23 protein-coding genes are annotated in these 24,096 nt (G+C 66.7%); 22 read left to right on the top strand and 1 reads right to left on the bottom strand.

What is annotated here, in order from left to right:
* Window position 1 precedes the first annotated feature (1 nt).
* The 20 genes from lysA (at window position 2) to IEW85_RS06975 (ending at window position 19,760) form a co-directional block, all read left to right on the top strand.
* Window positions 2-1,423 (top strand): diaminopimelate decarboxylase, encoded by a 1,422-nt coding sequence (gene lysA, locus IEW85_RS06880; RefSeq protein WP_188684054.1) that lies wholly within the window; start codon window positions 2-4, stop codon window positions 1,421-1,423.
* 68 nt (window positions 1,424-1,491) lie between these two features.
* Complete coding sequence (locus IEW85_RS06885; RefSeq protein WP_188684291.1) at window positions 1,492-2,829, top strand: homoserine dehydrogenase; 1,338 nt, start codon at window positions 1,492-1,494, stop codon at window positions 2,827-2,829.
* 18 nt (window positions 2,830-2,847) lie between these two features.
* Entirely contained in the window at window positions 2,848-3,972 is a 1,125-nt protein-coding gene (thrC, locus tag IEW85_RS06890) for a threonine synthase (protein ID WP_188684056.1), read from the top strand.
* Between the two features lie 5 nt (window positions 3,973-3,977).
* Window positions 3,978-4,958, top strand: a complete 981-nt coding sequence (gene thrB, locus IEW85_RS06895; protein ID WP_188684058.1) for a homoserine kinase — start codon at window positions 3,978-3,980, stop codon at window positions 4,956-4,958.
* A 250-nt stretch (window positions 4,959-5,208) separates the two neighbouring features.
* Window positions 5,209-7,170, top strand: coding sequence for a transcription termination factor Rho (gene rho / locus IEW85_RS06900; RefSeq protein ID WP_229658872.1), 1,962 nt, complete (start codon window positions 5,209-5,211; stop codon window positions 7,168-7,170).
* 139 nt (window positions 7,171-7,309) lie between these two features.
* Window positions 7,310-8,392, top strand: a complete 1,083-nt coding sequence (gene prfA, locus IEW85_RS06905) for a peptide chain release factor 1 (RefSeq protein WP_188684293.1) — start codon at window positions 7,310-7,312, stop codon at window positions 8,390-8,392.
* Entirely contained in the window at window positions 8,392-9,315 is a 924-nt protein-coding gene (gene prmC / locus IEW85_RS06910; RefSeq protein ID WP_188684062.1) for a peptide chain release factor N(5)-glutamine methyltransferase, read from the top strand. Before prfA ends, prmC begins: the two co-directional genes overlap by 1 nt.
* Window positions 9,303-9,959 carry an L-threonylcarbamoyladenylate synthase gene (locus tag IEW85_RS06915; protein ID WP_188684064.1) on the top strand — a complete coding sequence of 219 codons (657 nt, stop codon included), beginning with the start codon at window positions 9,303-9,305 and terminating at the stop codon, window positions 9,957-9,959. The genes prmC and IEW85_RS06915 overlap by 13 nt, the downstream gene beginning before the upstream one ends.
* Entirely contained in the window at window positions 9,956-11,092 is a 1,137-nt protein-coding gene (locus tag IEW85_RS06920; RefSeq protein ID WP_188684066.1) for an MraY family glycosyltransferase, read from the top strand. Before IEW85_RS06915 ends, IEW85_RS06920 begins: the two co-directional genes overlap by 4 nt.
* Window positions 11,089-11,505, top strand: a complete 417-nt coding sequence (locus IEW85_RS06925; RefSeq protein ID WP_188684068.1) for a hypothetical protein — start codon at window positions 11,089-11,091, stop codon at window positions 11,503-11,505. The genes IEW85_RS06920 and IEW85_RS06925 overlap by 4 nt, the downstream gene beginning before the upstream one ends.
* Window positions 11,506-11,703: 198 nt before the next feature.
* Window positions 11,704-12,513, top strand: coding sequence for a F0F1 ATP synthase subunit A (gene atpB / locus IEW85_RS06930; protein WP_229658873.1), 810 nt, complete (start codon window positions 11,704-11,706; stop codon window positions 12,511-12,513).
* Between the two features lie 81 nt (window positions 12,514-12,594).
* Window positions 12,595-12,798 carry an ATP synthase F0 subunit C gene (locus IEW85_RS06935; RefSeq protein WP_188684073.1) on the top strand — a complete coding sequence of 68 codons (204 nt, stop codon included), beginning with the start codon at window positions 12,595-12,597 and terminating at the stop codon, window positions 12,796-12,798.
* Window positions 12,799-12,878: 80 nt separating this feature from the next.
* Complete coding sequence (locus IEW85_RS06940; protein WP_188684295.1) at window positions 12,879-13,430, top strand: F0F1 ATP synthase subunit B; 552 nt, start codon at window positions 12,879-12,881, stop codon at window positions 13,428-13,430.
* A complete protein-coding gene (locus IEW85_RS06945; RefSeq protein WP_188684075.1) occupies window positions 13,430-14,239 on the top strand; it encodes a F0F1 ATP synthase subunit delta in 810 nt (269 codons plus the stop codon). The genes IEW85_RS06940 and IEW85_RS06945 overlap by 1 nt, the downstream gene beginning before the upstream one ends.
* 56 nt (window positions 14,240-14,295) lie before the next feature.
* A complete protein-coding gene (atpA, locus tag IEW85_RS06950) occupies window positions 14,296-15,918 on the top strand; it encodes a F0F1 ATP synthase subunit alpha (protein WP_188684077.1) in 1,623 nt (540 codons plus the stop codon).
* A gap of 50 nt (window positions 15,919-15,968) precedes the next feature.
* On the top strand, window positions 15,969-16,856 hold the full coding sequence (locus IEW85_RS06955) for a F0F1 ATP synthase subunit gamma (RefSeq protein ID WP_188684079.1): 888 nt from the start codon (window positions 15,969-15,971) through the stop codon (window positions 16,854-16,856).
* Between the two features lie 41 nt (window positions 16,857-16,897).
* Window positions 16,898-18,355: a F0F1 ATP synthase subunit beta gene (gene atpD / locus IEW85_RS06960; RefSeq protein WP_188684081.1), complete on the top strand. Its 1,458-nt coding sequence runs from the start codon at window positions 16,898-16,900 to the stop codon at window positions 18,353-18,355.
* A 6-nt stretch (window positions 18,356-18,361) separates the two neighbouring features.
* A complete protein-coding gene (locus tag IEW85_RS06965) occupies window positions 18,362-18,628 on the top strand; it encodes a F0F1 ATP synthase subunit epsilon (RefSeq protein ID WP_188684083.1) in 267 nt (88 codons plus the stop codon).
* 101 nt (window positions 18,629-18,729) lie between these two features.
* The gene (gene nucS / locus IEW85_RS06970) at window positions 18,730-19,422 is read left to right on the top strand and encodes an endonuclease NucS (RefSeq protein ID WP_188684085.1); all 693 of its coding nucleotides are present in this window, start codon (window positions 18,730-18,732) and stop codon (window positions 19,420-19,422) included.
* Between the two features lie 38 nt (window positions 19,423-19,460).
* Window positions 19,461-19,760, top strand: coding sequence for an Rv1322 family protein (locus IEW85_RS06975; protein ID WP_229658874.1), 300 nt, complete (start codon window positions 19,461-19,463; stop codon window positions 19,758-19,760).
* 43 nt (window positions 19,761-19,803) lie between these two features.
* Here IEW85_RS06975 and IEW85_RS06980 read toward each other — a convergent pair whose 3' ends face one another.
* A complete protein-coding gene (locus IEW85_RS06980) occupies window positions 19,804-20,874 on the bottom strand; it encodes an AI-2E family transporter (RefSeq protein ID WP_229658875.1) in 1,071 nt (356 codons plus the stop codon).
* Between the two features lie 100 nt (window positions 20,875-20,974).
* Between IEW85_RS06980 and IEW85_RS06985 the strand changes: the two genes are divergently transcribed.
* A complete protein-coding gene (locus IEW85_RS06985) occupies window positions 20,975-23,032 on the top strand; it encodes a hypothetical protein (RefSeq protein ID WP_188684087.1) in 2,058 nt (685 codons plus the stop codon).
* An 87-nt stretch (window positions 23,033-23,119) separates the two neighbouring features.
* Window positions 23,120-24,079, top strand: coding sequence for a co-chaperone YbbN (locus tag IEW85_RS06990; protein WP_188684088.1), 960 nt, complete (start codon window positions 23,120-23,122; stop codon window positions 24,077-24,079).
* The last annotated feature ends 17 nt before the right edge of the window (window positions 24,080-24,096 follow it).

The following is a 24,096-nucleotide window of genomic DNA, read 5'->3' on the forward strand; positions in this document are numbered from 1 at the left end:
CATGGCACAGAAGCATCCGCTGGCTCCGGAATGGCTGAGCCCCCGCGAGAACACCGATGATCTGGAGCAGAAGCTCTTCCCCGCAGACGCCCGGCGTGAGGGCTCGGGCCCCCTGATCATCGGCGGGGCCGAGGTCACCGAGCTGGCCCAGCAGCACGGCACTCCGCTCTATGTGATCAGCGAGGAGGACTTCCGCCGTCGTGCCCGCAGCTTCCGCGACGCCTTCGGCGAGGCCTTCGCCCCAGAGACCGAGGTGGACGTCTTCTACGCCGGCAAGGCCTTCCTGAGCACCCATGTGGCCGGCTGGGCCGCCGAGGAGGGGCTCTGCGTGGACACCGCCTCCGGCGGAGAGCTTGCCATCGCGCAGGCCGGGGGAGTGGATCCCGCGCGCATCGGCCTGCACGGCAACAACAAATCCGACGCCGAGATCCTCCGTGCCCTGGAGGCCGGCATCGGGCGGATCATCGCTGACTCCCTGGACGAGCTGGACCGGATCGCAGAGCTGGCGCAGTCCACCGGCAGGACTGCTCCGGTCATGCTGCGGCTGACCCCGGGCGTCCATGCCTCCACCCACGAATACATCGCCACTGCGCATGAGGACCAGAAGTTCGGCCTCTCGCTCAGCGGCGGCCGGGAATCGGTGGCCTGGATCGCCGTGCAGAAGGCGCTGGATGCTGCGGCCGTGGACCTGCGCGGCCTGCACTGCCACATCGGCTCGCAGATCTTCGAGCCCACCGGCTTCGAGGTTGCGGCCCAGAAGCTCATCTCCTTCCTGGCCGAGATCCGCGCCGACCGCGGCGTGGAGCTCGAGGAGCTGGACTTGGGCGGTGGTCACGGCATCGCCTACACCGAGGCCGACGCCCCGCGGGACCCGCAGGAGATCGCCCAGGCTCTGGCCGCCACGGTCAAGCAGGCCTGCGCCGAGCACGAGCTCTCCGTGCCGCGGATCTCCATCGAGCCGGGCCGCGCCATCGTAGGACCCGCAGGCGTCACCCTCTACAGCGTGGGCGTGCAGAAGGACGTGGGGGTGGACACCCCCGACGGCGGCAGCACCACACGGCGCTATGTGGCCGTGGACGGCGGCATGAGCGACAACGCCCGCGGCGTGCTCTACGACGCCGACTACTCGGCCGTGCTGGCCGGCCGGAAGGTCGAAGGCGAGCACACGCTGTCTCGCATCGTGGGCAAACACTGCGAGTCCGGTGACATCGTGGTCCGCGACGTATACTTGCCGACGGCGACGGAGCGGGGCGACATCCTTGCCGTCCCCGCCACCGGAGCCTATTGTCACTCCCTCTCGAGCAACTACAACTACCTCACCCGGCCGGCTGTGGTGGCTGTGAAGGACGGAGTCTCCCAGGTGCTGATCCGCCGTGAGACCGAAGAGGACATGCTCGGCCGGGACACCGGCTTCGCCCCCTGAACCTGACAGGGCGGCTGATCTGACCTGCGAATCCCGGAGTCGGCTCCGGATGACTGACGAATGAGGTGATCGCCAGCGTGGACGCGTTGAAGATCGGCCTGCTGGGTGCCGGGAACGTAGGCGCCCAGGTGGCCAAGACTCTGGTGGAGGAGCGCGAGCTGATCGCTGGCCGCGTCGGCACTGGAGTGAAGCTGATCGGCGTCGCCGTCCGCGACGTGGAAGCCCCGCGGGACTGGAAGATCCCCGGCGAGCTGCTGACCACCGATGCCGAGGCCCTGGTGGATGAGGCTGACCTGGTGATCGAGCTGCTGGGCGGCTTGGAGCCCGCCGGCGAGCTGATCGCCCGCGCACTGAACCGCGGTGCAGCCGTGGTCACCGGCAATAAGGCCCTGCTGGCCACCCGCGGCGGCGAGCTGCATAAGCTGGCCGAGGAGCAGGGCGCGCTGCTGCACTTCGAGGCGGCCGTGGCCGGCGCCATCCCGATCCTGCGTCCCATCCAGGAGTCCCTCTCCGGGGACCGGATCACCAAGGTGATGGGGATCGTCAACGGCACCACCAACTACATCCTCGACCAGATGGACACCACCGGTGCCGCCTTCGAAGATGCCTTGGCCGAGGCTCAGCGCCTGGGCTACGCCGAGGCAGACCCCACCGCCGATGTGGAGGGTCACGACGCCGCCGCCAAGGCTGCGATCCTCGGCACTCTGGCCTTCCACGCACCCTTCAGCATCGATGAGGTGTACTGCGAGGGCATCACCGGGATCACCGGTGATGATATGGAGGCGGCCGCGGCCTCGGGCTATGTCATCAAGCTGCTGGCCATCATCGAGAAGACCGAGGCCGGTGCCATCCTGCGCGTGCACCCCACGCTGCTGCCGCGGACCCATCCGTTGGCCAGTGTGCGCGGAGCCTTCAACGCTGTCTTCGTTGTGGCCGAGAACGCCGGCGAGCTCATGTTCTACGGCCAGGGAGCCGGTGGCCAGCCCACCTCCTCGGCGATCATGGGTGATGTGGTCTCCGCGGCCCGGCGGCTGCGCAGCGGCACCGCCGAGGTCCCCGGCCTCAGGGAGCAGGCTGCCGACAGCGCTGTGCCAGCCCTGCCCATCAAGAAGGCCGAGACCCAGTACTACATCGACATGGTCGTGGCCGACCGAGAGGGTGTCATCGCCGAGGTGGCCCGGGTGCTGGCCGACCACCATGTCTCCATCGAATCGATGCGTCAGCCCGGCTCCGTCTCCGCGGAGGGCGAGGTGGACGTCGAGGGCGTGGACAAGAAGGGCGCAGTGGTGCAGATCGTCACCCACCTGGCCCGCGAGAAGGACCTCGACGATACGGTCGCGACCCTGAAGGGTCTCGGCGTGGTCAAGGCAGTCAACTCGGTCCTCCGGGTTGAAGTCGAACAGTAGGACAAGGCTGGAGGATCGATGGCGCATCAATGGCGTGGAGTAGTCCGTGAGTACGCTGACCGTCTGCCGGTGGATGAGTCCACCCGCATCATCACGCTGGGAGAGGGCGGGACCCCGTTGGTCCACGCCCCGGCACTCTCCGAGCTGGTCGGCGGCGAGGTCTGGCTGAAGGTCGAGGGGATGAACCCCACCGGCTCCTTCAAGGACCGCGGCATGACGATGGCGATCACCGCCGCAGTGCGCGACGGCGCCAAAGCGGTGGTCTGCGCCTCCACCGGCAACACCTCGGCCTCAGCCGCCGCCTACGCCACCCAGGCCGGCCTGACCTGCGCAGTGCTGGTGCCCGCCGGCAAGATCGCCATGGGCAAGCTCTCCCAGGCCGTGGCCCACGGCGCGGAGATCATCCAGATCGACGGCAACTTCGACGGCTGCCTGGACGTGGCGCGCAAGCTGGCCGAGAACTACCCGGTGTTCCTGGTGAACTCGGTGAACCCCTCGCGGATCGAGGGGCAGAAGACCGGCGCCTTCGAAGTCGTGGATTACTTGGGCGACGCCCCGGACTACCACCTGCTGCCGGTGGGCAACGCCGGCAACATCACTGCCTATTGGAAGGGCTACCAGGAGTACGCGCAGTCCTGGACCAATCCGCACACTGAGCAGGAGCTCGAGCCGATGGCCACCCAGACCCCCATCATGTGGGGCTTCCAGGCCGCCGGTGCCGCGCCCATCGTGGCCGGCCACCCGATCACTGAGCCGGATACGGTGGCCACGGCCATCCGGATCGGCAACCCCGCCTCCTGGGAGCAGGCCGAGGCGGCCCGCGACACCTCCGGAGGTGTGATCGAGCCGGTCACCGATGAGGAGATCCTGCACGCCCACCGCTGGCTCTCGGCCAAGGAGGGTGTCTTCGTGGAGCCCGCCTCCGCCTCCGGCGTGGCCGGGCTGATCAAGAAGCATGCCGCCGGTGAGGTGCCCGAGGGCAAGCAGTTCGTGATCACGGTGACCGGACACGGCCTGAAGGACCCTGACTGGGCGATCAACAACCCGGAGATCGCCTCTGAGGGCGACTCCTCGGCTGAGGCCGCTGCTGTGACCAAGGTGGACCAGGACGTCGAGACTGTGGCCCGGCAGCTGGGGCTCTGAGCAGCATGCAGTCAGCTCAGCCGGACCAGTCCGCGCCCCAGAGGCTGCGCCAGCCGATCACCGCCCCGCTGGACCTCCGGCTGCGGGTTCCGGCCACCAGTGCCAATCTCGGCCCCGGCTATGACTGTATGGGCCTGGCGCTGAGCTGGGAGGACGTCATCGAGGTCCATGCCGCACCGCGGCAGGACCCCGGCGCCGCCCGTCTCAGCGTGGAGATCACCGGTCAGGGCGCGGAGACGCTGCCCACCGATGCCTCCCATCTGGTCATCGCCCTGGTGGAGAAGATCCTGGCCGAGCGAGGCTATGCCCTGCCCGACCTTCAGGTGTGGGCGCACAACACCATCCCGCACTCCCGCGGCATGGGATCCTCGGCGGCCGCAGTGGCCACAGCGGTGGTCACCGCATCCCAGCTGCTGCCCGAGGGGCTCACCGCGGAGGAGAAGCTGCAGATCGGCTCGCGCATCGAGGGGCATCCGGACAACTACGTCCCGGCGCTGCTCGGCGGCGTGGCCCTGTCCTGGGAGGACGAGGGTCGTTTCGCCACGGTGCAGCTGCAGCCGCATCCGCAGCTGCGCACGGTGCTGGCCGTTCCGGACTTCGAACAGTCCACCGAAACTGCCCGGGACCTGCTGCCCACAACGGTGCCGCATCATGAGGCGGCCCGGAACTCCTCCCGTTCGGCGCTGCTGGTCCATGCGCTGACCGCTGATCCCTCGGTGCTCATGCAGGCCACGGAGGACTCGCTGCATCAGGAGTACCGCCGCAGCGCGTTCCCGGCCTCGATGGAGCTGGTGGATCGGCTGCGCGGCACCGGACACGCCGCAGTCATCTCCGGGGCCGGTCCGTCAGTCCTGGTGCTCACCGGCGGTGATGGCGCCGCTCAGGCGGCCGCCGAGCTGATCGGCGAGCTGCCGGGGGAGACGTGGAACCCCGCGGTCCTGCCGATCAGCACCACAGGTGCTACAGTGGAGGCACACCAGCGGTGATCGATCCGATGAGTCCATCGAGATGATCGACTGTTCACGATCGCCGCAGTTCTTTCGCACGAGTTGCGCTCTCTTCCTCGCAGTACAGCGAGCCTCATTCTCGCCTGCATGCAGGAATCCATCTCACCGCGAAAGCCCGTAATGAACCGACGGCCGTCTGTAGTGCCGTCGACGACCAATGCAGGACGACGATGCCGGACGCATCAGAGTTCCGGATCGTTCCTGCCCGACGAGGGGGAAGGAATCCTTCGTGACCGAAACCACCACTGAGACCACTCAGGCTCAGGGCGCCGATTCATCTGAGGCACAGAACGGCGGTCTCGCCGGCCTCAAGCTGGCGCAGCTGCAGGCACTGGCTTCCCAGCTCGGCATCAAGGGAAGCTCCCGCATGCGCAAGTCCGCTCTGGTGGACGCCATCTCTGCTCATCAGCGCGGCGGTGCCGTGGCTGAGCGCGAGGAGAAGGCCTCCAAGGGCGAGCCCTCCTCCCAGGAGAAGGGCCAGGGCGAGAAGGCCCAGCAGGAGAAGGGCCAGCAGGAGAAGGGCCAGAACGACAAGTCCCAGAACGAGAAGGAACAGTCCAACGCCCGTTCCAAGGAGAGCGGCAAGGCTGACCAGTCCCAGGACGGTCAGAAGGACGAGCAGTCCTCCAAGCAGGACAAGGGACAGAACGACAAGGCTCAGAACGAGAAGTCCCAGCAGGAGGGCTCCCAGCAGGACGGCGGCTCCGAGGAGCAGTCCGGCGAGGAGTCTTCCAAGGGCGGCGGCCGCAATCGGAACCGCAACCGGAACCGCAACCGCCAGGACGGTCAGCAGAACGACGGCCAGCAGGGCGAGAACCGCAACGGCCGCGAGGACCGCAAGGACGACGGAGGCAACAACCGCGACCGCGACAAAAACGGCGGCGGCAACAACCGCGGCAACCGTGGCGGCGACGGCGGCGGCAGCAACAACCGTGACGGCGAGGGCCGCAACCGCAACCGCCGCAACCGCAACCGCAACGACCGCAATGACCGCCGCGGCCGCAATCGCGGCCCCGAGGTGGACGACACCGAGGTCACCGAGGACGACGTCCTGATCCCCGTGGCGGGCATCCTGGACGTCCTCGACAACTACGCGTTCATCCGCACCTCCGGCTACCTCTCCGGTCAGAACGACGTCTACGTCTCCCTGCAGCAGGTCAAGCGCTACAACCTGCGCAAGGGCGACGCCGTCCACGGCGCCATCCGCGCCCCGCGTGAGGGCGAGAAGCCCAATAAGCGTCAGAAGTTCAACGCTCTGGTGAAGCTGGAGTCGGTCAACGGCCGTCCCGCCGACGACAACGGCAGCCGCGTGGACTTCAACAAGCTCACCCCGCTCTACCCCCAGGAGCGTCTGCGTCTGGAGGGTGACCCCAAGAACGTCGGTCCGCGTGTGATCGACCTCGTCGCCCCCATCGGCAAGGGCCAGCGCGGCCTCATCGTCTCCCCGCCCAAGGCCGGCAAGACGATGATCCTGCAGTCCCTGGCCAGCGCCATCAAGACCAACAATCCTGAGGTCCACCTCATGATGGTCCTGGTGGACGAGCGCCCCGAGGAAGTCACCGATATGCAGCGCACCGTCGACGGTGAGGTCATCGCTTCCACCTTCGACCGCCCTGCCGATGACCACACAACAGTGGCCGAGCTTGCCATCGAGCGCGCCAAGCGCCTGGTGGAGATGGGCAAGGACGTCGTGGTGCTGCTGGACTCCATGACCCGACTGGGCCGTGCCTACAACACTGCAGCACCGGCGTCGGGACGCATCCTCTCCGGAGGTGTGGACGCCAACGCGCTGTACCCGCCCAAGCGGTTCTTCGGCGCTGCGCGCAACATCGAGAACGGCGGCTCGCTGACCATCCTCGCCACCGCACTGGTGGAGACCGGATCCAAGATGGACGAGGTCATCTTCGAGGAGTTCAAGGGCACCGGCAACATGGAGCTGCGCCTGTCCCGCCGCCTGGCCGATAAGCGGATCTTCCCGGCGGTCAACGTCAACGAGTCCTCCACCCGCCGCGAGGAGAACCTCCTCTCGCCGGAGGAGATCAAGATCATGTGGAAGTTGCGTCGTGTGCTCTCCGGTCTGGAACAGGAGCAGGGCCTGGACCTGCTGCTGAAGAAAATCAAGGAGACCCAGTCCAACGCTGAGTTCCTGATGCTCACGCAGAAGACCACTCTGGGCAACACCGACTCCTAGCTGAGCGGTCCGAGGCCCTGTCGGCGTCCTGTGGGGCGCCGGCAGGGCCTCACCCGTATCAGCCCACAGAGTCTTCGGGGCATCGCGCCCATCCTGATCAACACAGAGGTCTTCGATGAACACTGACACCAACGCCCACATGTTCGATTCGGTCGGCACCCTGCTGCAGGAGCATCAGGAGCTGCAGCAGCAGCTGGCGGATCCCGATGTCCATGCCGATCAGGCGCTGGCCAAGAAGCTGGGCCGCCGCTACGCCCAGCTCAACGGCGTCGTGGAGGCGCATAAGACCTGGAAGCAGCTCACCGAGGACCTCGAGGCCGCCGCCGAGCTGGCCGATGAGGATCCCGAGTTCGCCGCTGAGGTCCCGCGCCTGCAGGAGGAGCTCGAGGTCGCCTCGGACCGACTGCTGCGCATGCTCATCCCGCGCGATGAGAACGACGTGCGCAATGTGATCATCGAGGTCAAAGGCGGTGCCGGCGGTGATGAGGCGGCGCTCTTCGCCGGAGACCTGCTGCGCATGTACACCCGCTATGCGGAGTCCAAGGGCTGGAAGACCGAGATCATCTCCTCCACCCCTTCTGATCTGGGCGGCTATAAGGATGTCCAGATGGCCATCAAGTCCTCCACCAACGATCCCGCCCAGGGCGTCCATGCGCATCTGAAGTTCGAAGGCGGAGTCCACCGCGTCCAGCGTGTGCCGGAGACCGAGTCCCAGGGACGTATCCATACCTCGGCCGCCGGTGTCCTGGTCCTGCCGGAGGTGGATGAGCCCGAGGAGATCGAGATCGCCCAGAACGATCTGAAGATCGACGTCTACCGCTCCTCAGGTCCGGGCGGGCAGTCGGTGAACACCACCGACTCCGCCGTGCGCATCACCCACCTGCCCACCGGGATCGTGGTGGCCATGCAGAACGAGAAGTCTCAGCTGCAGAACAAGGAAGCCGCCATGCGCGTGCTCCGCTCCCGCCTGTTGGCCCACCAGCAGGAGCAGATCGACGCGGAGAACGCCGAGGCGCGCAAGTCTCAGGTCCGCACCATGGACCGCTCCGAGCGCATCCGCACCTATAACTTCCCGGAGAACCGGATCGCTGATCACCGAACCGGCTATAAGGCCTATAACCTCGATGCCGTCATCAACGGCGACCTGGAAGCTGTGTTGCAGTCCTGCATCCAGATGGAGGAGCAGGAGCGGCTGGCGGCACTCGGCGAGAACGCCGACTGATGGAGCTCGATCAGCTGCTCCGTGAGGCGGTCCGGCGGCTCACCCAGGCAGAGATCACCTCACCGCGGGTGGATGCCGAGCTGCTGGCCTCCCATGTGCTGGGACTCAGCCGTGGCGAGCTGACTCTGAAAGCCCTCACCGGTCTTCAGGTCAGCGCTCCCGAGGCCGAGCGCTTCCATGATCTGGTGGCAGAACGGTGCCGCAGGACTCCGCTGCAGCACCTCACCGGCACCGCACCCTTCCGTGCCCTGGAGCTGCGGGTGGGTCCCGGAGTCTTCATCCCGCGCCCGGAGACCGAAACGGTGGTGGAGTCCGTCCTGGAGAGGCTGTGCAGGCTGCAGCAGGAGGGGATCTCCCGGCCACGGGTGGTGGATCTGGGCACCGGCTCCGGTGCCATCGCCGCCGCAGTGGCCGCAGAGCATCGCTGGGCCGAGGTCCACGCCGTGGAGCTCTCCGAGGAGGCCGCAGCCTGGGCTCAGCTGAACTTCGAGGCCCAGCCCGCGGACGCGGCCCCGGTCAGACTGCACCAGGGGGATCTGCGCGATGCCCCTGAGATCCTCGGGGATCTGAGCGGAACCTTCGACGTCGTGGTCTCCAACCCTCCCTATATCCCGCCGGATATGGTGCCCACGGAGGTGGAGGTCCGTGAGCATGACCCCGAGCTGGCCCTCTACGGCGGAGGAGAGGGCGGCCTGGAGCTGCCCTTCGCCGTGGTCGCGGCCGCTGAGCAGCTGCTGCACACCGGCGGCTGGTTCATCATGGAGCATGCCGAGGCGCAGGCCGCGGCCATCGCTGAGCACTGTGCCCAGCGGCCGGGGCTGGACGCGGTGACCACCCATCAGGACATGACCGGCCGAGACCGGGCCACCAGCGCCGTGCTTGCCCGGCCTCAGAGGGGAGACGTGGCAAAATGGCGCGCGTGAGCGAGATCCTCGACTGTCATGACCCCGAAACCCGTGAAGCCGCACTGACCACCGCCCAGGAGGCCCTGCAGGCCGGTGAATGCGTGGTGCTCCCCACCGACACCGTCTACGGCATCGGTGCGGATGCCTTCTCTGCGCATGCGGTGACCGTGCTGCTGGCGGCCAAGGGCCGCAACCGCACGATGCCGCCTCCGGTGCTGATCGGGCGCATGGCTGTGATGGACGCTCTGGCCACAGACATTCCCGAGGAGGCCCGCTCTTTGGCGGAGGCCTTCTGGCCCGGCGGTCTGACCCTGATCCTGCAGGCCCAACCCTCGCTGGCCTGGGACCTGGGGGAGACCCGCGGCACCGTCGCTCTGCGCATGCCCGCCGATGATCTCGCCCTGGACCTGCTGGGACGCACCGGACCGCTGGCCGTCTCCTCGGCCAACCGCACCGGGCTGGAAGCCGCCACCACAGCCGAACAGGCCAAGACCATGCTGGGGGAGGCAGTCGCGGTCTACCTCGCCGACGGCGACCGCAGCACCACGCGGCCCTCGACGATCGTGGACTGCACGGTCAGCCCGGTGAAGGTCGCGCGCGACGGCGCCATCACGCTGGAGGAGCTGCGCGCCGTCGTGCCTGAGGTGCTGGGCGGCGAATGATCTACTTCCTCACGGTGCTCACCATCTCTGCGGTGGTGACCTACCTGCTCACGCCGCTGGTCCGGATCATCGGACTGCGGCTCGGGGTCTACACCCCGGTGCGGGCACGCGACATCCACCGGACCATCAAGCCCCGCTGGGGCGGCGTGGCCATGTATGTGGGCATGATCGTCGGGCTCGGGGCCGCTGCGGCCATTCCCTATCTCAACGGGATCTTCGCGGATCTGACCCCGGTGCGCGGCGTCTTCCTGGCCATGCTGGTGATCCTGGTGGTCGGGATGATGGACGACGCCTGGGACATCCACTGGGCCCTCAAGCTGGTGGGACAGGTGGGAGCCGGCGTGCTGCTCGTGCTCCACGACATCCGTCTGGAGGTCATGCCGGTGGGCTGGCTGGGTGTGGGGGACCAATGGGTCCAGGCTCTGCTGACCGTCTTCCTGGTGGTGCTGACCATCAACGCCTTCAACTTCATCGACGGGCTGGACGGTCTGGCAGCCGGCGTCGCGGCTCTGGGCGGCAGCGCCTTCTTCATCTACAGCTACCTGCTGACCCTGTCGATCAACGAGTTCGACGCCTCCAACCTGGTCACCCTGCTGATGGCCGTGCTGGTGGGTGCCTGCCTGGGCTTCCTGCCGCATAACTTCCACCCCTCCAAGATCCTGATGGGGGACACCGGGGCGATGCTGCTGGGCCTGGTCATGGCCGCGGCCGCCCTGGCGGTGACCTCGGATCTGGGACAGATGTCCGACGGCTTCCGCTTCCGGAACATTCCGGCCTATATGCCGGTGCTGCTGCCCCTGGCGGTGACCCTGCTGCCGCTGCTGGATCTGCTGCTGGCCGTGGTGCGCCGCACCGCCCGCGGAGACTCGCCCTTCAGCCCTGACCGCGGACACCTGCACCACAAGCTCATCGACGGCGGCTACTCCCATCCCCAGGCGGTGCTGCTGCTCTACCTGTGGTCCTTCCTCTTCGCCTACGGGGCGGTCTCCTTCAACTTCCTGCCCTGGTGGCTGGTCAGCACGGCCATGCTGCTGAGCCTGGGCGGAGCCACGCTGCTCACCCTGGGACCCTGGCTTCGCCGCCGGGCCCGGCGGGTCAACCGTGAGCACTCCCCGCCGGAGTCTGCGGCATGAAGGTCTTCCCTCGCGCCACAGGATGGCGCCGCATCCTGATCACCACCACGACGGCCGGCGCTGCGGTCACGTCAGCCGCAGCGGCGCTGGCAACCTTGGTCGGCTCGGGCGCGGCAGCCGCCAGTGCGGCCTTCGGCGGAGCGGCGGTGCTGCTGCTCACCGGGATCAGCCTGTTCGTGGTGGACCGCACCGAGCGCAGGGCTCCGCATCTGAGCATGATGATGTTCATGCTGACCTTCGCGCTGAAGATCAGCCTGCTGACGCTGCTGCTGATGCTGGTCCCGGCACCGGGCTGGATCGAGCCGATCTGGGCGGTGCTGACCGCGGCCGGCGTCGTGGTCACCGTCCAGGCGGTGCAGATCGCCACCTTCAGCCGTCTGCGGCTGTCTGTGACGCCGGAAGACCAGCAGTAGTTCGGTTTTTTCTACGCTACGTAGTAAAGTGTGGGCGGTGCGGAAACATGCCGTGAGTCACTTTGGCCTTTGGTAAGCTTTCCAAGGATCGGACCACAAGAGTTCTTCCCACTCGCACTATCTAAGAGACGGACTTCCTCCGGCTCGCCGATGCCCGGGGCAGATGCCCGATGACGGACACCGCAGAGAGGACCAGCGTTGCAGTCGCTTGCGCTCGCAGCCGCCGATGAAGGTGGCTTCCAGGCCCCTACTATCAGCGAGACACACCTTCCGGAGATCTTCCCGTGGATGGCTGAATGGGGGACCGGCTTCGGCAAGAACATGCTGATGGCGCTCCTGGCCGTCTTCGTCATCTCCTGGTTCTTCATGTGGGCCATCCGGAAGCAGGCACTGGTGCCTTCCCGGACGCAGTTCATCGCAGAGTCCGCCTACGGATTCGTCCGCCACACCCTGGGCCGGGACATCCTGGGTGAGAAGCACTTCAAGCCCTGGGTCCCCTTCCTGTTCGCCATCTTCTTCTTCGTCCTGGTGAACAACCTCTTCGGAGCGGTCCCCGGCCTGCAGATGCCGACCTTCTCCCACGCCGGCCCGGCCTACGCCATGGCCCTGATCGTGTGGTTCGCCTGGGTCGTCCTGGGCTTCAAGCTCCACGGCGGCAAGTTCATCAAGCTCGTGACCGTGCCCTCCGGCGTTCCGAAGTTCCTGCTTCCGCTGCTGGTGCCCATCGAGTTCCTCTCCAACTTCGTCATCCGCCCGCTGACGCACTCGCTGCGTCTGATGGCTGTGATGCTCGCCGGCCACATCATCGTGATGCTCGCCGGCTCCGGAGCCGAATTCATGATCACTCAGCAGGAGGGTCTGGGCAGCACCGGCCTGGGCGTGCTGATCCTGATCGGCTCCATCCCGCTGTACTTCCTCGAGCTCATCATGATGGTCCTGCAGGCATTCGTCTTCGCCCTGCTGACCGCCATCTACATCCAGGGCTCGATCGAAGCAGAAGCACACTGACCTGAGTTTTCTGTCCGTCCCCGACAAATCAGACTGTCCCGGTGAAACGCACCGGGATCGAGACTAGAAAGAGAGAATCACATGGAAGGCACCCTGAACATGCTCGGTATGGGCATCGCCGGTCTCGGCGCTGCCATCGCCATCGGTATGATCTTCGCGGCCTACATCAACGGTGTGGCCCGTCAGCCGGAGGCCCAGCGTGTCCTCCAGCCCATCGCCATCCTCGGCTTCGCACTTGCTGAAGCGGTCTTCGTTCTGGCGATCGTCTTCGCCTTCGTGCTCTGACACAGATCGTCACCGTGTGAGGGGGTTCCGGGTGCCCCGGACCCTCTGAGACCGTCAGACTAGTGAAAATGGGTGAACACATGATCAGCGCAACTCTGATCCAGGCAGCCGAAGGCGACGCCAACCCGCTGTTTCCCAACCCCTGGGAAGCCCTGGTTGCCCTCATCGGCTTCGTCGTGCTGCTCTTCGTCGTCATCAAGTGGATCTGGCCGGCCTTCGAGAAGGCCTACCAGAACCGCGTCGAGGCGATCGAGGGTGGGCTCAACCAGGCTGAGCAGGCCAAGGCTGAGGCCGAGGCTCTGAAGGCTGAGTACGAGCAGAACCTGGCCGACGCCCGCGCCGAGGCCAGTCGCATGCGCGAAGAGGCACGTGCCGAGGGTGCCCAGATCGTCGCTGAGCACAAGGAGAAGGCCGCCGCAGAGGCAGCCCGCATCACCGAGCAGGCTCAGCAGCATATCGTTGCCGAGCGCACTGCCGCTGCAGCATCTCTGCGTGCCGACGTCGGTTCCCTGGCAACCCAGCTGGCCAGCCGCATCGTCGGTGAGGCGCTGGAGGACGACGCCCGCTCCCAGCGAGTGGTCGACCGCTTCCTCGAGGACCTCGACGCTGAACAGGCAGGAGCAGCTCAGTAATGGCATCGGCGACCAGCGAATCCATCGCAGCAGCACAGAAGGAGCTGGAGAGCACCTTTGCCCACGCCGATCTGGCCGTGGCCGACGAACTCTTCAGCGCCCTCGATGTGCTGGACGGCTCGGCAGCCCTGAGGCGCAGCTTCACCGACCCCTCCCGCGAGCCCCAGGTTCGCACGGGTCTGCTGAAGAACCTCTTCGGGTCCAAGCTCAAGAGCCCCACCAACAGCATCCTGGAGGCCCTGGTCTCCAAGCGGTGGAGCCGTGAGCGCGACCTCAGCGACGCCGTGGAGACCCTGGCTGTCTCCGTGGTGGCCGCACAGGCCGAGCGCACCGGACTGCAGGGCCTGGAGCAGCTGGAGTCCGCACTGCTGGGCTTCCGGCGCACCGTGTCCGGGTCCCACGATGTCCAGCGTGCTCTGACCGAGCCCCAGGCTGGCGCCGAGGCCAAGCAGAAACTGGCCGCCAAGCTCTCACCGCAGGCTTCTGCGGAAGCTCGGCTGCTCATCGACCGGGCGGTGACCGCTCCGCGCGGCCTGCGTCCGGAGGCGCTGGTGGAGCGCTTCGCCGAACAGGTCGCCGCACGCCAGCAGCGCTGGATCGCGCAGGTCACTGTGGCCAAGGATCTCGACCAGGCCTACCGTGAGCGGCTCAGCACCAGCCTGAACCGCTACTTCGGCCGGGAGCTGAAGCTCGACGTCGTCGTCGACCCCGAGGTGGTCGGCGGCATCCGTGTGCAGGTGGGTGATGAGGTCGTGGACAACACTGCTGCGGCCAAGCTGAACGACCTGAACCGGAAACTGGCTAGTTAATTTTGAACCACTCGGCCGCTCGCTGCGGCCATGATAGAGGAGAGCAGGGACTGCAGATGGCCGACTTGACCATCAACGCCGACGACGTCCGCAATGCTTTGAACGAGTTCGCCGCGTCCTACGACCCGGGAAGCGCTGAGCGCACCGAGGTGGGACGCGTGATCTCCGCGGCCGACGGCATCGCACGTGTCGAGGGACTTCCCTCGACCATGGCCAACGAACTTCTTCGCTTCGAGGACGGCACTCTGGGCATGGCCCAGAACCTGGACACCCGAGAGATCGGTGTTGTGGTCCTGGGTGAGTTCTCCGGCATCGAAGAGGGCCAGGAGGTGACCCGCACCGGAGAGGTCCTCTCCGTACCGGTGGGTGACAACTTCCTGGGCCGCGTCGTGGATCCGCTGGGTAACCCCATCGACGATCTCGGCGCCATCGAGCCGGAGGGTCGCCGTCCCCTGGAGCTGCAGGCACCGTCGGTGATCCAGCGCCAGTCCGTGGGTGAGCCGCTGCAGACCGGCATCAAGGCGATCGACGCGATGATCCCGGTCGGCCGCGGCCAGCGCCAGCTGATCATCGGTGACCGTCAGACCGGTAAGACTGCGATCGCCCTGGACACCATCCTCAACCAGAAGGCGAACTGGGATTCCGGCGACGTCGACAAGCAGGTGCGCTGCATCTACGTCGCCGTCGGCCAGAAGGCCTCAACCATCGCCGGTGTGCGCCAGACCCTGGAAGAGCAGGGCGCTCTGGACTACACCACCATCGTGGCCGCACCTGCATCCGACCCGGCCGGCACCAAGTACCTGGCGCCCTTCACCGGTTCGGCCATCGGCCAGCACTGGATGTACGGCGGCAAGCACGTCCTCATCATCTTCGATGACCTCTCCAAGCAGGCTGAGGCCTACCGTGCCGTGTCCCTGCTGCTGCGCCGTCCGCCGGGACGTGAGGCATTCCCCGGTGACGTCTTCTACCTCCACTCCCGTCTCCTGGAGCGCTGCGCGAAGCTCTCCGACGAGATGGGCGGCGGCTCGATGACCGGTCTTCCTCTGATCGAGACCAAGGCAAACGACGTCTCGGCCTTCATCCCGACCAACGTCATCTCCATCACCGATGGCCAGATCTTCCTGCAGTCGGACCTGTTCAACGCCAACCAGCGTCCCGCAGTGGACGTGGGCATCTCGGTGTCCCGCGTCGGTGGTGCCGCTCAGACCAAGGCGCTGAAGAAGGTCTCCGGCACGTTGAAGCTGGACCTGGCTCAGTACCGTGACATGCAGGCCTTCGCGATGTTCGCCTCGGACCTGGACCCGGCGACCCGCCAGCAGCTGACCCGCGGTGAGCGCCAGACCGAGCTGCTCAAGCAGGGCCAGTACCAGCCGTACCCGGTCGAGGAGCAGGTCGTCTCCATCTGGGCCGGCGGTGAGGGCCACCTCGACGACGTCGCCACCGCAGATGTGAAGCGTTTCGAGTCCGAGTGGATCGACCACCTGCGCCGGAAGACCGACGTGCTGACCAACATCGCCTCCACCGGCAAGCTCTCGGAGGACACCCTGAGCGGGCTGAACGAGGCCATCGTCGAGTTCAAGCGCAACTTCCAGGCTGAGGGCGGCGAGTCGCTGGTCGGCAACGAGCAGGCCGAGGCCCTGTCCGCCGAGGACATCAGCCAGGAGGAGATCGGCCGCTGAGGCCCTTCTTCCCCCTCTGATAAGCCTCCGGCCCAACAGGAAGGACAAGCATGGGAGCCCAGATCCGGGTCTACCGCCAGAAGATCGCATCGACCTCGTCGATGAAGAAGATCTTCAAGGCGATGGAGCTGATCGCGACCTCGCGCATCGGCAAGGCGCGCGACCGTGCTCAGGCGGCATCGCCGTACGCCAACGCCATCACCCGTGCGGTGTCGGCCGTGGCCTCGCAGGATGACATCGATCATGTGCTGACCCAGAAGGTGGAGAACCCCACCCGCGCGGCAGTGCTGGTCATGACCTCTGACCGCGGGCTCGCCGGGGCATACTCGACGAATGCGCTCAAGCGCGCTGAGTCCCTCACCGCGCTGCTGCGCGAAGAAGGCAAGGAAGTCGTTCCGTACCTGTACGGACGCAAGGCCCAGGCCTTCTACGACTTCCGGGAGCGCGAGTACGCCGCCGTCTGGACCGGCAACACCGACAGCCCCGACGTCGAGCGTGCCCGGGAGATCGGACGCACACTGGTGGACCGGTTCCTCCAGCCCACCGAGGAAGGCGGTGTGGATGAGCTCTACCTCGTCTACACGGAGTTCCAATCCATGGTGAAGCAGGAGCCCGTGGCCCACCGGATGTTGCCCCTTGCTGTGAAGCAGGGCGGCGAGGACGCCGAAGCCCACCCGCTCTACGAGTTCGAGCCCAGCGCAGAAGAGGTTCTCGACGCACTGCTGCCGCGGTACATCGAGTCCCGCATCTTCTCCGCCATGCTGGAGGCCTCCGCCTCCGAGCTGGCGGCACGCCAGCGGGCTATGAAGTCGGCTGCGGACAACGCGGACGAGCTCATCCGCAAGTACACGCTGCTGCGCAACAACGCCCGTCAGGCAGAGATCACCCAGGAGCTCTCCGAGCTCATCGCGGGTGCCGACAGCCTGGCATCGAGCTGACGAACGTTCGACATCATCGACAATCAAGTGAAGTGAGAGAGATGACTGCCACTACTGCAGAACAGTCCGCCGGGACTGCTCAGCCGGGTGCGACCGGTCGCATCGCCCGGGTCATCGGCCCGGTCGTGGACATCGAGTTCCCCGCTGACGCCATCCCGGAGATGTACAACGCCCTGACCGCGGAGATCACCCTCGCCGGTGAGACCCGCACCATCACCTTCGAGACGGCAGCCCACCTGGGTGACCACCTTGTGCGCGCCATCTCCCTGCAGGCCACCGACGGCCTGGTGCGCGGTGTGCCGGTGCAGGACTCCGGCGCCCCGATCTCCGTGCCGGTGGGCGACAGTGTCAAGGGCCACATCTTCAACGTTCTGGGCGAGACCCTGGACATGCCGATCTCCGACCTCGAGGTCGAGGATCGCTGGCCCATCCACCGCCAGGCCCCGAGCTTCGCGACCCTGGAGGGCTCCACCCAGATGCTGGAGACCGGCATCAAGGTGATCGACCTGCTGACCCCCTACATCCAGGGCGGCAAGATCGGCCTCTTCGGCGGTGCAGGTGTGGGCAAGACCGTGCTCATCCAGGAGATGATCACTCGTGTGGCCCGCAACTTCGGCGGTACCTCCGTGTTCGCCGGTGTCGGCGAGCGTACCCGTGAGGGCAACGACCTCTGGGTCGAGATGGAGGAGGCGGGAGTCCTCAAGGACACCGCCCTGGTCTTCGGCCAGATGGACGAGCCCCCAGGAACCCGTCTGCGTGTGGCGCTGACCGGTCTGACCATGGCGGAGTACTTCCGCGATGTGAAGAACCAGGATGTGCTGCTCTTCATCGACAACATCTTCCGTTTCTCCCAGGCCGGCTCCGAGGTCTCCACGCTGCTGGGCCGCATGCCCTCGGCAGTGGGCTACCAGCCGAACCTGGCGGACGAGATGGGTGTGCTCCAGGAGCGCATCACCTCCACCCGCGGCCACTCCATCACCTCGATGCAGGCCGTGTACGTCCCCGCGGATGACTACACCGACCCCGCACCGGCCAACGTGTTCGCCCACCTGGATGCGACCACCGAGCTCTCCCGTGCGATCGCTTCCCGTGGTCTGTACCCGGCAGTTGATCCGCTGACCTCGACCTCGCGCATCCTGGACCCGCAGTACATCGGCCAGGAGCACTACGACTGCGCCACCCGCGTGAAGCAGATCCTGCAGAAGAACAAGGAGCTGCAGGACATCATCGCGATCCTCGGTGTGGACGAGCTCTCCGAAGAGGACAAGATCGTCGTATCGCGTGCACGCCGCATCGAGCAGTTCCTGTCCCAGAACACCTACACGGCAGTGCAGTTCACCGGTGTGGAGGGCTCAACGGTTCCGATCAAGGACACCATCGAGGGCTTCAACGCCATTGCAAACGGTGACCTGGACCATGTGCCTGAGCAGGCTTTCTACAACATCGGCGGACTCGACGACGTCGAGAAGAAGTACGCCGAGATGCAGAAGAAGGCGTGATCGATCATGGCTGAACTCGACGTCGAAGTCGTCGCGAGCGACCATGCCGTGTGGTCCGGAGCTGCCAAGGCGGTGCGCGGGCGCACCATCGAGGGCGACATGGGCATCCTGCCCGGCCACACTCCGGTGCTGTCGCTGCTCTCCGAGGGTGAGCTCGTCATCGAGCCCGTCCAGGGAGCGCCGGTGAAGGCTCAGGTCAACGGCGGGTTCTTCTCGGTGGACTCCGACCGGGTCACCATCGTCGCCGACGACGCTCAGCTCAGCGAGGGCTGAGCGGCACTCTCACTTCACATGCACGCAAGCCCCGTATCCCTCCTCACGGAGGGGTGCGGGGCTTCGTGCTTCCCAGCGTGGGTCCGATAAGATCGTGCATTGTGCGACTGGTGATTGCGACATGCTCGGTGAACTATTCCGGACGGCTGAACGCGCAGCTTCCGAGGGCCAAACGTCTCCTCATGGTCAAGGCGGACGGAGGTGTGCTCATCCACTCCGACGGCGGCTCCTATAAGCCGCTGAACTGGATGTCCCCGCCGGCCCGGATGAAGGTCTCTGAGCCGGACGATCAGCAGCGCGAGGCCGGCATCACCGAGGTCTGGACCGTCAATGCGGACAAGTCCGATGACACGCTGCGCATTCTCGTCTCCGAGGTGGAGCACGATTCCTCCCACGAGCTCGGCATGGATCCTGGCCTGATCAAGGACGGTGTGGAGTCGGATCTGCAGCGCCTGCTGGCCGAGCAGATCGAACGCCTGGGTGACGGACACAGCCTCATCCGCCGCGAACACCCGACGCCGATCGGCCCGGTGGACATTCTGGCCAAGGGCCCCGATGGTCATGTGGCCGTGGAGCTCAAACGCCGCGGCGACATCGACGGCGTGGAGCAGCTGACCCGCTACCTGGACCTGCTCAACCGCGATCCGCTGCTGGCTCCGGTGGAGGGCATCTTCGCCGCCCAGCAGATCAAGCCTCAGGCCCGCACCCTGGCCGAGGACCGCGGCATCCGCTGCGTGGTCCTCGACTATGACGAGATGCGCGGCGTGGACGACGCCGAGAGCCGCCTGTTCTGAGCCGGGCTGTCGGGACCTGGGCCATCGGGATCTGAGCTATGGGTAAGAAGCGGCGCGGCAGCAGCAAGTGGCAGCGGGAGCATCGCCCGCTCTCCACGGGCACCTTCGCGCCCGGCGGGATCTCGGCCGGGACGGTGAAGCGCCGCGGCCGTGAGTATCACGTCCGCTGGATCTCAGCGGCGGCCGCGCAGAAGAGCTACACCTGCCCGGGGTGCCATCGTGAGATTCCGCCGCAGACCCCTCATGTGGTCGTCTGGCCCGCCGATTCGATCTTCGGCGATGAGCATGCGGCGGGGGAGCGGCGCCACTGGCACCGCCACTGCTGGAAGATCTCCTGAAGCCTGCCGCTGGGGTGGGCCGCTGAAGGCGGCTCTGGTCAGCTCAACGGTTCTCCTGGCGGATGATGACCACTTCACGGATCAGCAGCATCAGGGCCGCCGCCGTCGGGATGGCCATGAGCGCGCCGAGGACACCCAGCAGCGAGCCGCCGGCGATCACTGAGATCACAGCCACCGCCGCGGGGATCTTCACCGCCCGGGACATGATGCGCGGGGAGACGAAGTAGGCCTCGATCTGCAGGTAGATGAAGTAGATCAGGCCGAAGGTCAGGGCGGTCTGCCAGTCCACGGTCAGCGCGAAGAGCGTGACGATGGTGCCTCCGGTGACCGGTCCCACCAGCGGGATGAAGGCCAGGATTCCGGCCAGCACGGCGAAGAGCGCCCCGAAGGGGACTCCGGCGATGCTGATGGCGATATAGGCCACGATGCCGTTGATCAGCGCCACACAGCCCTGGCCGATCACGTAGTAGCCCACGCCGTTGAGGATGCGGTCGCCCAGCTGCCGGACGCGCATGCGCCGTGAGCGCGGGGTCAGGTTGTAGGCCCAAGACTTCATGGCTGGCAGCGAGGCGAGGAAGTAGAGGGCCAGCACAGCCACCACGAGCATGCCGAAGCCTGTGGTCACGATGGCGGTGCCCACGCCGAAGAGCCCACCCAGGGCATTGGTGATGTTGGTGGGGTCCTGGGCGAAGCGGTTGACCTCGGAGAGGACCATGTCTTGGATCTCGAAGTCCTCGTCCAGGCGCTGGAACCAGTTCGAGTGGGAGATGTCGTTGATCATCCCCGGCAGCGAAGTGATGAATCGGGTCATCTGGTGGGTGAGCGTAGGCGCCACAGCGGCGATGAAGGTGCCGACCGCGCCCAGGAAGACCAGCGTGGTGGCGAGCACGCCCACCGGCCGGGGGAGACCGGCCTTCTCCAGGGCGCGGACCACGGGGTTCAGGCCCAGGGCGATGAACAGCGCAGCGCCGATCCAGACCAGCAGCTGTGTGTTGGCCTGAGCCACCAAGAAGATCAGCAGCGCCAGGCCGACGCCCACGGTGAACATGAAGCCGCTGTAGATCGGTCGTGTGGCATAGACCGGCTGCAACGGACGTTCGTGCTCCTCAGTCACGGACTGACCCTCCTGATTGTAATCGTATTGTTACCTACGGTATCCTAGAGGGCTGGATCAGCCCACTGTCTTTTCACCATTCCATAAGGACTGTCGTCTCGTGCGTTTTATCTCATCCATCATTGCCTTCGTCCTAGGCCTGGCTGCTCTCGGCACCGGGATCGGTCAGCTGACCGCCTGGGCGCCGGAGACCAGCACCGTCGTCGAAAGCGAGGAGGCTGAGGGCGAGGCCCCGCTGACCGTGATCACCGAGGACGTCGTGGACCCCGAGTCGGACCGCGACACCTTCACCATCGAGGCTGAGGGCGAGTACACCGTCGCCCTGGCCCGCCTGCACGATATCGAGTCTTGGGTGGATGGCGCCGCTCACGTGCGTGTCGATGACGTCGTCGAGGACGGCGAAGGCGGCGGCAGCTGGGACGTGGAGTACCTCGAGGGTGAGACTGAGGTCCCCAACCCCTCCGACTCCGATATGTGGGTCGCCACCGAGACCACTGAGGGCCCCATGGACTACCAGTGGGCCGCCCCGGATCAGTCCGGCGAGTGGGCACTGATGCTCTTCCGCGACGGCGGTGAGCCGGCCCCGGCTCAGTTCACCACGGAGATCACCGCGGAGGAGGACACGGCGCTGCCGGTGATCCTCATCGTCCTGGGAGCCCTGGGCATCCTGCTGGGCATCGTGCTGTTCTACTGGGCTCTGGCCGCGCGTCGGGCCCAGCGTGAGGAGCAGGGCGAGGAGACCGCTGAGCACGAAGGTGCTGCGCAGGAGGAGCCCGCACAGGTCGACGCCGCACAGACCTCTGAGCAGGCCGCCGTCGCCGGTGCTGCCGCCGGTGCCGCCACCGGTGCTGCCGCCGCAGGCTCCGAGCAGGAGTCTGAGGAGGATGCCGCTGAAGACGCATCCGAGGCTGAGGAGACCTCTGCCGAGGACGAGACCACTGTGATCCCTGCTGCCGCTGAGGAGGACGACGTGAACGGTGAGGGCGAGGACGACCAGCGCGGTGGCTGGAAGCGCTCCTCCGTGGCCACTGCTGCGGCAGTCGCCATCGCGCTGAGCCCCTCGGCTCTGACCACTGCTCAGGATGAGGCTGACGAGCAGCCCCAGCAGGAGCAGCAGCCCGAGCAGGACGACGCCGCCCAGCAGGACGCCGCTGAGGACGAGGGCGAGGAGCCCGCTCAGCAGGAGCCCGCTCAGCAGGACGATCAGGACGCTGAGGAGACCCCGGGCGCCGAGGAGGAGATCTCCGAGGAGGACGGGACCCCCGGCGAGGATCCTGAGACCCAGGAGTACTCCGTGCTGGTGGACAGCCAGCTCGAGCGCATCCTGGAGGACATCGCCGGCGTCGTCGCCGAGGGTGACGAGGCAGGCGACGCGGAGCTGCTCGAGGACCGTGTGGACGGCAACGCCCTGGACGTCCGCGAGCTGTCTTACCGCAACAGCGAGATCAGCGACAACGCTGAGCCCGAGCCCATCGGCACTGAGGTCCTCTCCGCCGCTGTGACCTCGGAGCAGGACTTCCCGCGCCAGGCCATCGTCATCACCCAGCATGAGGATGCGGAGCTGCCGCAGGTGCTGATGCTGGAGCAGGAGTCCCCCCGCGAGAACTATAAGCTGACCCAGGCCGTCACCATGGACCCCTCGGCCGAGTTCCCCGGCCTGTCCACTGAGGACGGCGGCGTGGGCGCCGTCAGCCCCTCCTCGGAGACCGCACGGTTCCCCGCGGATCTGGCCGTGGAGCGCACTGCGGTCTTCCTGAACAGCGCCGACTACTACTTCGGCATGCACGTCCAGGAGAGTGCCTACATCGAGGACCTGCAGAGCTACCAGCAGGAGGTCCGCGACTCCGCCCCGGATGTCACCGTCTCCTACACCCGTCCGCTCAACGACGCTGCCGCGCTGCGTCTTCCCGACGGCTCCGTGCTGGCAGTGGGAAGCTTCGACGCCACCGAGCAGCTGCGTCCCGATGAGGAGGGTGCTGCGATCAACTTCGGTGAGGAGGGCCTGCTCAACGAGCTGGCCGGCACCAGCTCCACCACTGACGATGCCGACATCCTCAGCCGCGAGTCGCTGATCCTGCACATCCCCGCTGAGGAGGACGAGCAGATCACGGTCCTGGGTGTCGACTATATTGTCAGTGACGTGAACATCCACGAGTGATGCGCAACCGATACTGAGAGGTGTCAATTGTCGGTCAACCCTCCGCAGGGCTCCGAGCAGCCCCAGCCGCAGCCAGAGTCGCGGTCCGTGAACACCCAGGGAGCAGTCGATCTGTCCTCGCTGGCCCCCGACGGCCAGGCAGGCCAGGCCTCGGCTCCCGCGGGAGCCGGAGCCGGAGCCGGCGCCCCCGGCGCGCAGCCCGGGCAGCCTGCCCAGGCGTCCGGCGCGGACAGCTGGGTCATCTCGGTCTCGCCCCAGGAGCTCCAGCAGGTCGTCCAGCTCTCGTCCCAGGTGCCGGTGATCGTGCTGATCCACGGCACCGACGCCGACTCCGAGCGCATGCGCACTTCGCTGGAGGATCTGGTGGATGCTCAGCAGGGCCGGGTCCTGATGGCCGAGATCGATGCCTCCAGCCCGGAGATGGCTCAGGCCCAGGGTGCTGACCAGGTTCCGGTGGCCACGGCCTTCATCGGCGGACGCCCGGTGGGCGAGTTCGACAAGTCGGTGCCTCAGGAGCAGCTGGGTCAGCTGGTCTCCCAGATGGTCCAGCTGGCCACGCAGAACGGCATGACCCAGGCTCTGCCCCCGCAGTCCAAGCGTTCCGGCGGCGCTGCGGAGGAGACCGAGCAGGAGCTGCCTCCGCTGCACCAGAAGGCCCACGACGCACTGGAGCAGGGCGACCTCGACGCAGCCCAGGCCGCCTATGAGGAGGCCATCCGGGAGAACCCGGGGGATGAGGACGCCAAGCTCGGCCTCTCCCAGGTCCAGCTGATGCAGCGGACCTCCGATGTGGATCTCAACGAGGCGCGCCAGAAGGCCGCGGAGAACCCCGATGATCCCCAGGCCCAGATCGCAGTGGCCGATGTGGATGTGCTCGGCGGCCACGTGGAGGACGCCTTCGCCCGTCTGGTGAAGTTCATCCAGCTGCACCAGGGCGATGACCGTGAGACCGTCCGGGCGCACCTCGTGGAGCTCTATTCCGTGGTGGGCGACAGTGACCCGCGCGTGCAGTCCTCCCGCAAGCAGCTGGCCCGCGCCCTGTTCTGAGGCGATCCCTCGGTCAC

Origin of the sequence: Nesterenkonia cremea (assembly GCF_014642675.1) — a bacterium.
GTDB classification, from domain to species: Bacteria; Actinomycetota; Actinomycetes; order Actinomycetales; family Micrococcaceae; genus Nesterenkonia; species Nesterenkonia cremea.

Excerpts from the sequence above, each read along its gene's own strand:
- thrB (WP_188684058.1), top strand. The coding sequence starts at position 3,978 with ATGCAGTCAGCTCAGCCGGACCAGTCCGCGCCCCAGAGGCTGCGCCAG.
- IEW85_RS06925 (WP_188684068.1), top strand. The coding sequence starts at position 11,089 with ATGAAGGTCTTCCCTCGCGCCACAGGATGGCGCCGCATCCTGATCACC.
- IEW85_RS06955 (WP_188684079.1), top strand. The coding sequence starts at position 15,969 with ATGGGAGCCCAGATCCGGGTCTACCGCCAGAAGATCGCATCGACCTCG.
- atpD (WP_188684081.1), top strand. The coding sequence starts at position 16,898 with ATGACTGCCACTACTGCAGAACAGTCCGCCGGGACTGCTCAGCCGGGT.
- IEW85_RS06975 (WP_229658874.1), top strand. The coding sequence starts at position 19,461 with ATGGGTAAGAAGCGGCGCGGCAGCAGCAAGTGGCAGCGGGAGCATCGC.
- IEW85_RS06965 (WP_188684083.1), top strand. The coding sequence starts at position 18,362 with ATGGCTGAACTCGACGTCGAAGTCGTCGCGAGCGACCATGCCGTGTGG.
- IEW85_RS06940 (WP_188684295.1), top strand. The coding sequence starts at position 12,879 with ATGATCAGCGCAACTCTGATCCAGGCAGCCGAAGGCGACGCCAACCCG.
- IEW85_RS06935 (WP_188684073.1), top strand. The coding sequence starts at position 12,595 with ATGGAAGGCACCCTGAACATGCTCGGTATGGGCATCGCCGGTCTCGGC.
- IEW85_RS06915 (WP_188684064.1), top strand. The coding sequence starts at position 9,303 with ATGGCGCGCGTGAGCGAGATCCTCGACTGTCATGACCCCGAAACCCGT.
- IEW85_RS06920 (WP_188684066.1), top strand. The coding sequence starts at position 9,956 with ATGATCTACTTCCTCACGGTGCTCACCATCTCTGCGGTGGTGACCTAC.
- lysA (WP_188684054.1), top strand. The coding sequence starts at position 2 with ATGGCACAGAAGCATCCGCTGGCTCCGGAATGGCTGAGCCCCCGCGAG.
- IEW85_RS06945 (WP_188684075.1), top strand. The coding sequence starts at position 13,430 with ATGGCATCGGCGACCAGCGAATCCATCGCAGCAGCACAGAAGGAGCTG.
- prmC (WP_188684062.1), top strand. The coding sequence starts at position 8,392 with ATGGAGCTCGATCAGCTGCTCCGTGAGGCGGTCCGGCGGCTCACCCAG.
- thrC (WP_188684056.1), top strand. The coding sequence starts at position 2,848 with ATGGCGCATCAATGGCGTGGAGTAGTCCGTGAGTACGCTGACCGTCTG.
- atpA (WP_188684077.1), top strand. The coding sequence starts at position 14,296 with ATGGCCGACTTGACCATCAACGCCGACGACGTCCGCAATGCTTTGAAC.
- prfA (WP_188684293.1), top strand. The coding sequence starts at position 7,310 with ATGTTCGATTCGGTCGGCACCCTGCTGCAGGAGCATCAGGAGCTGCAG.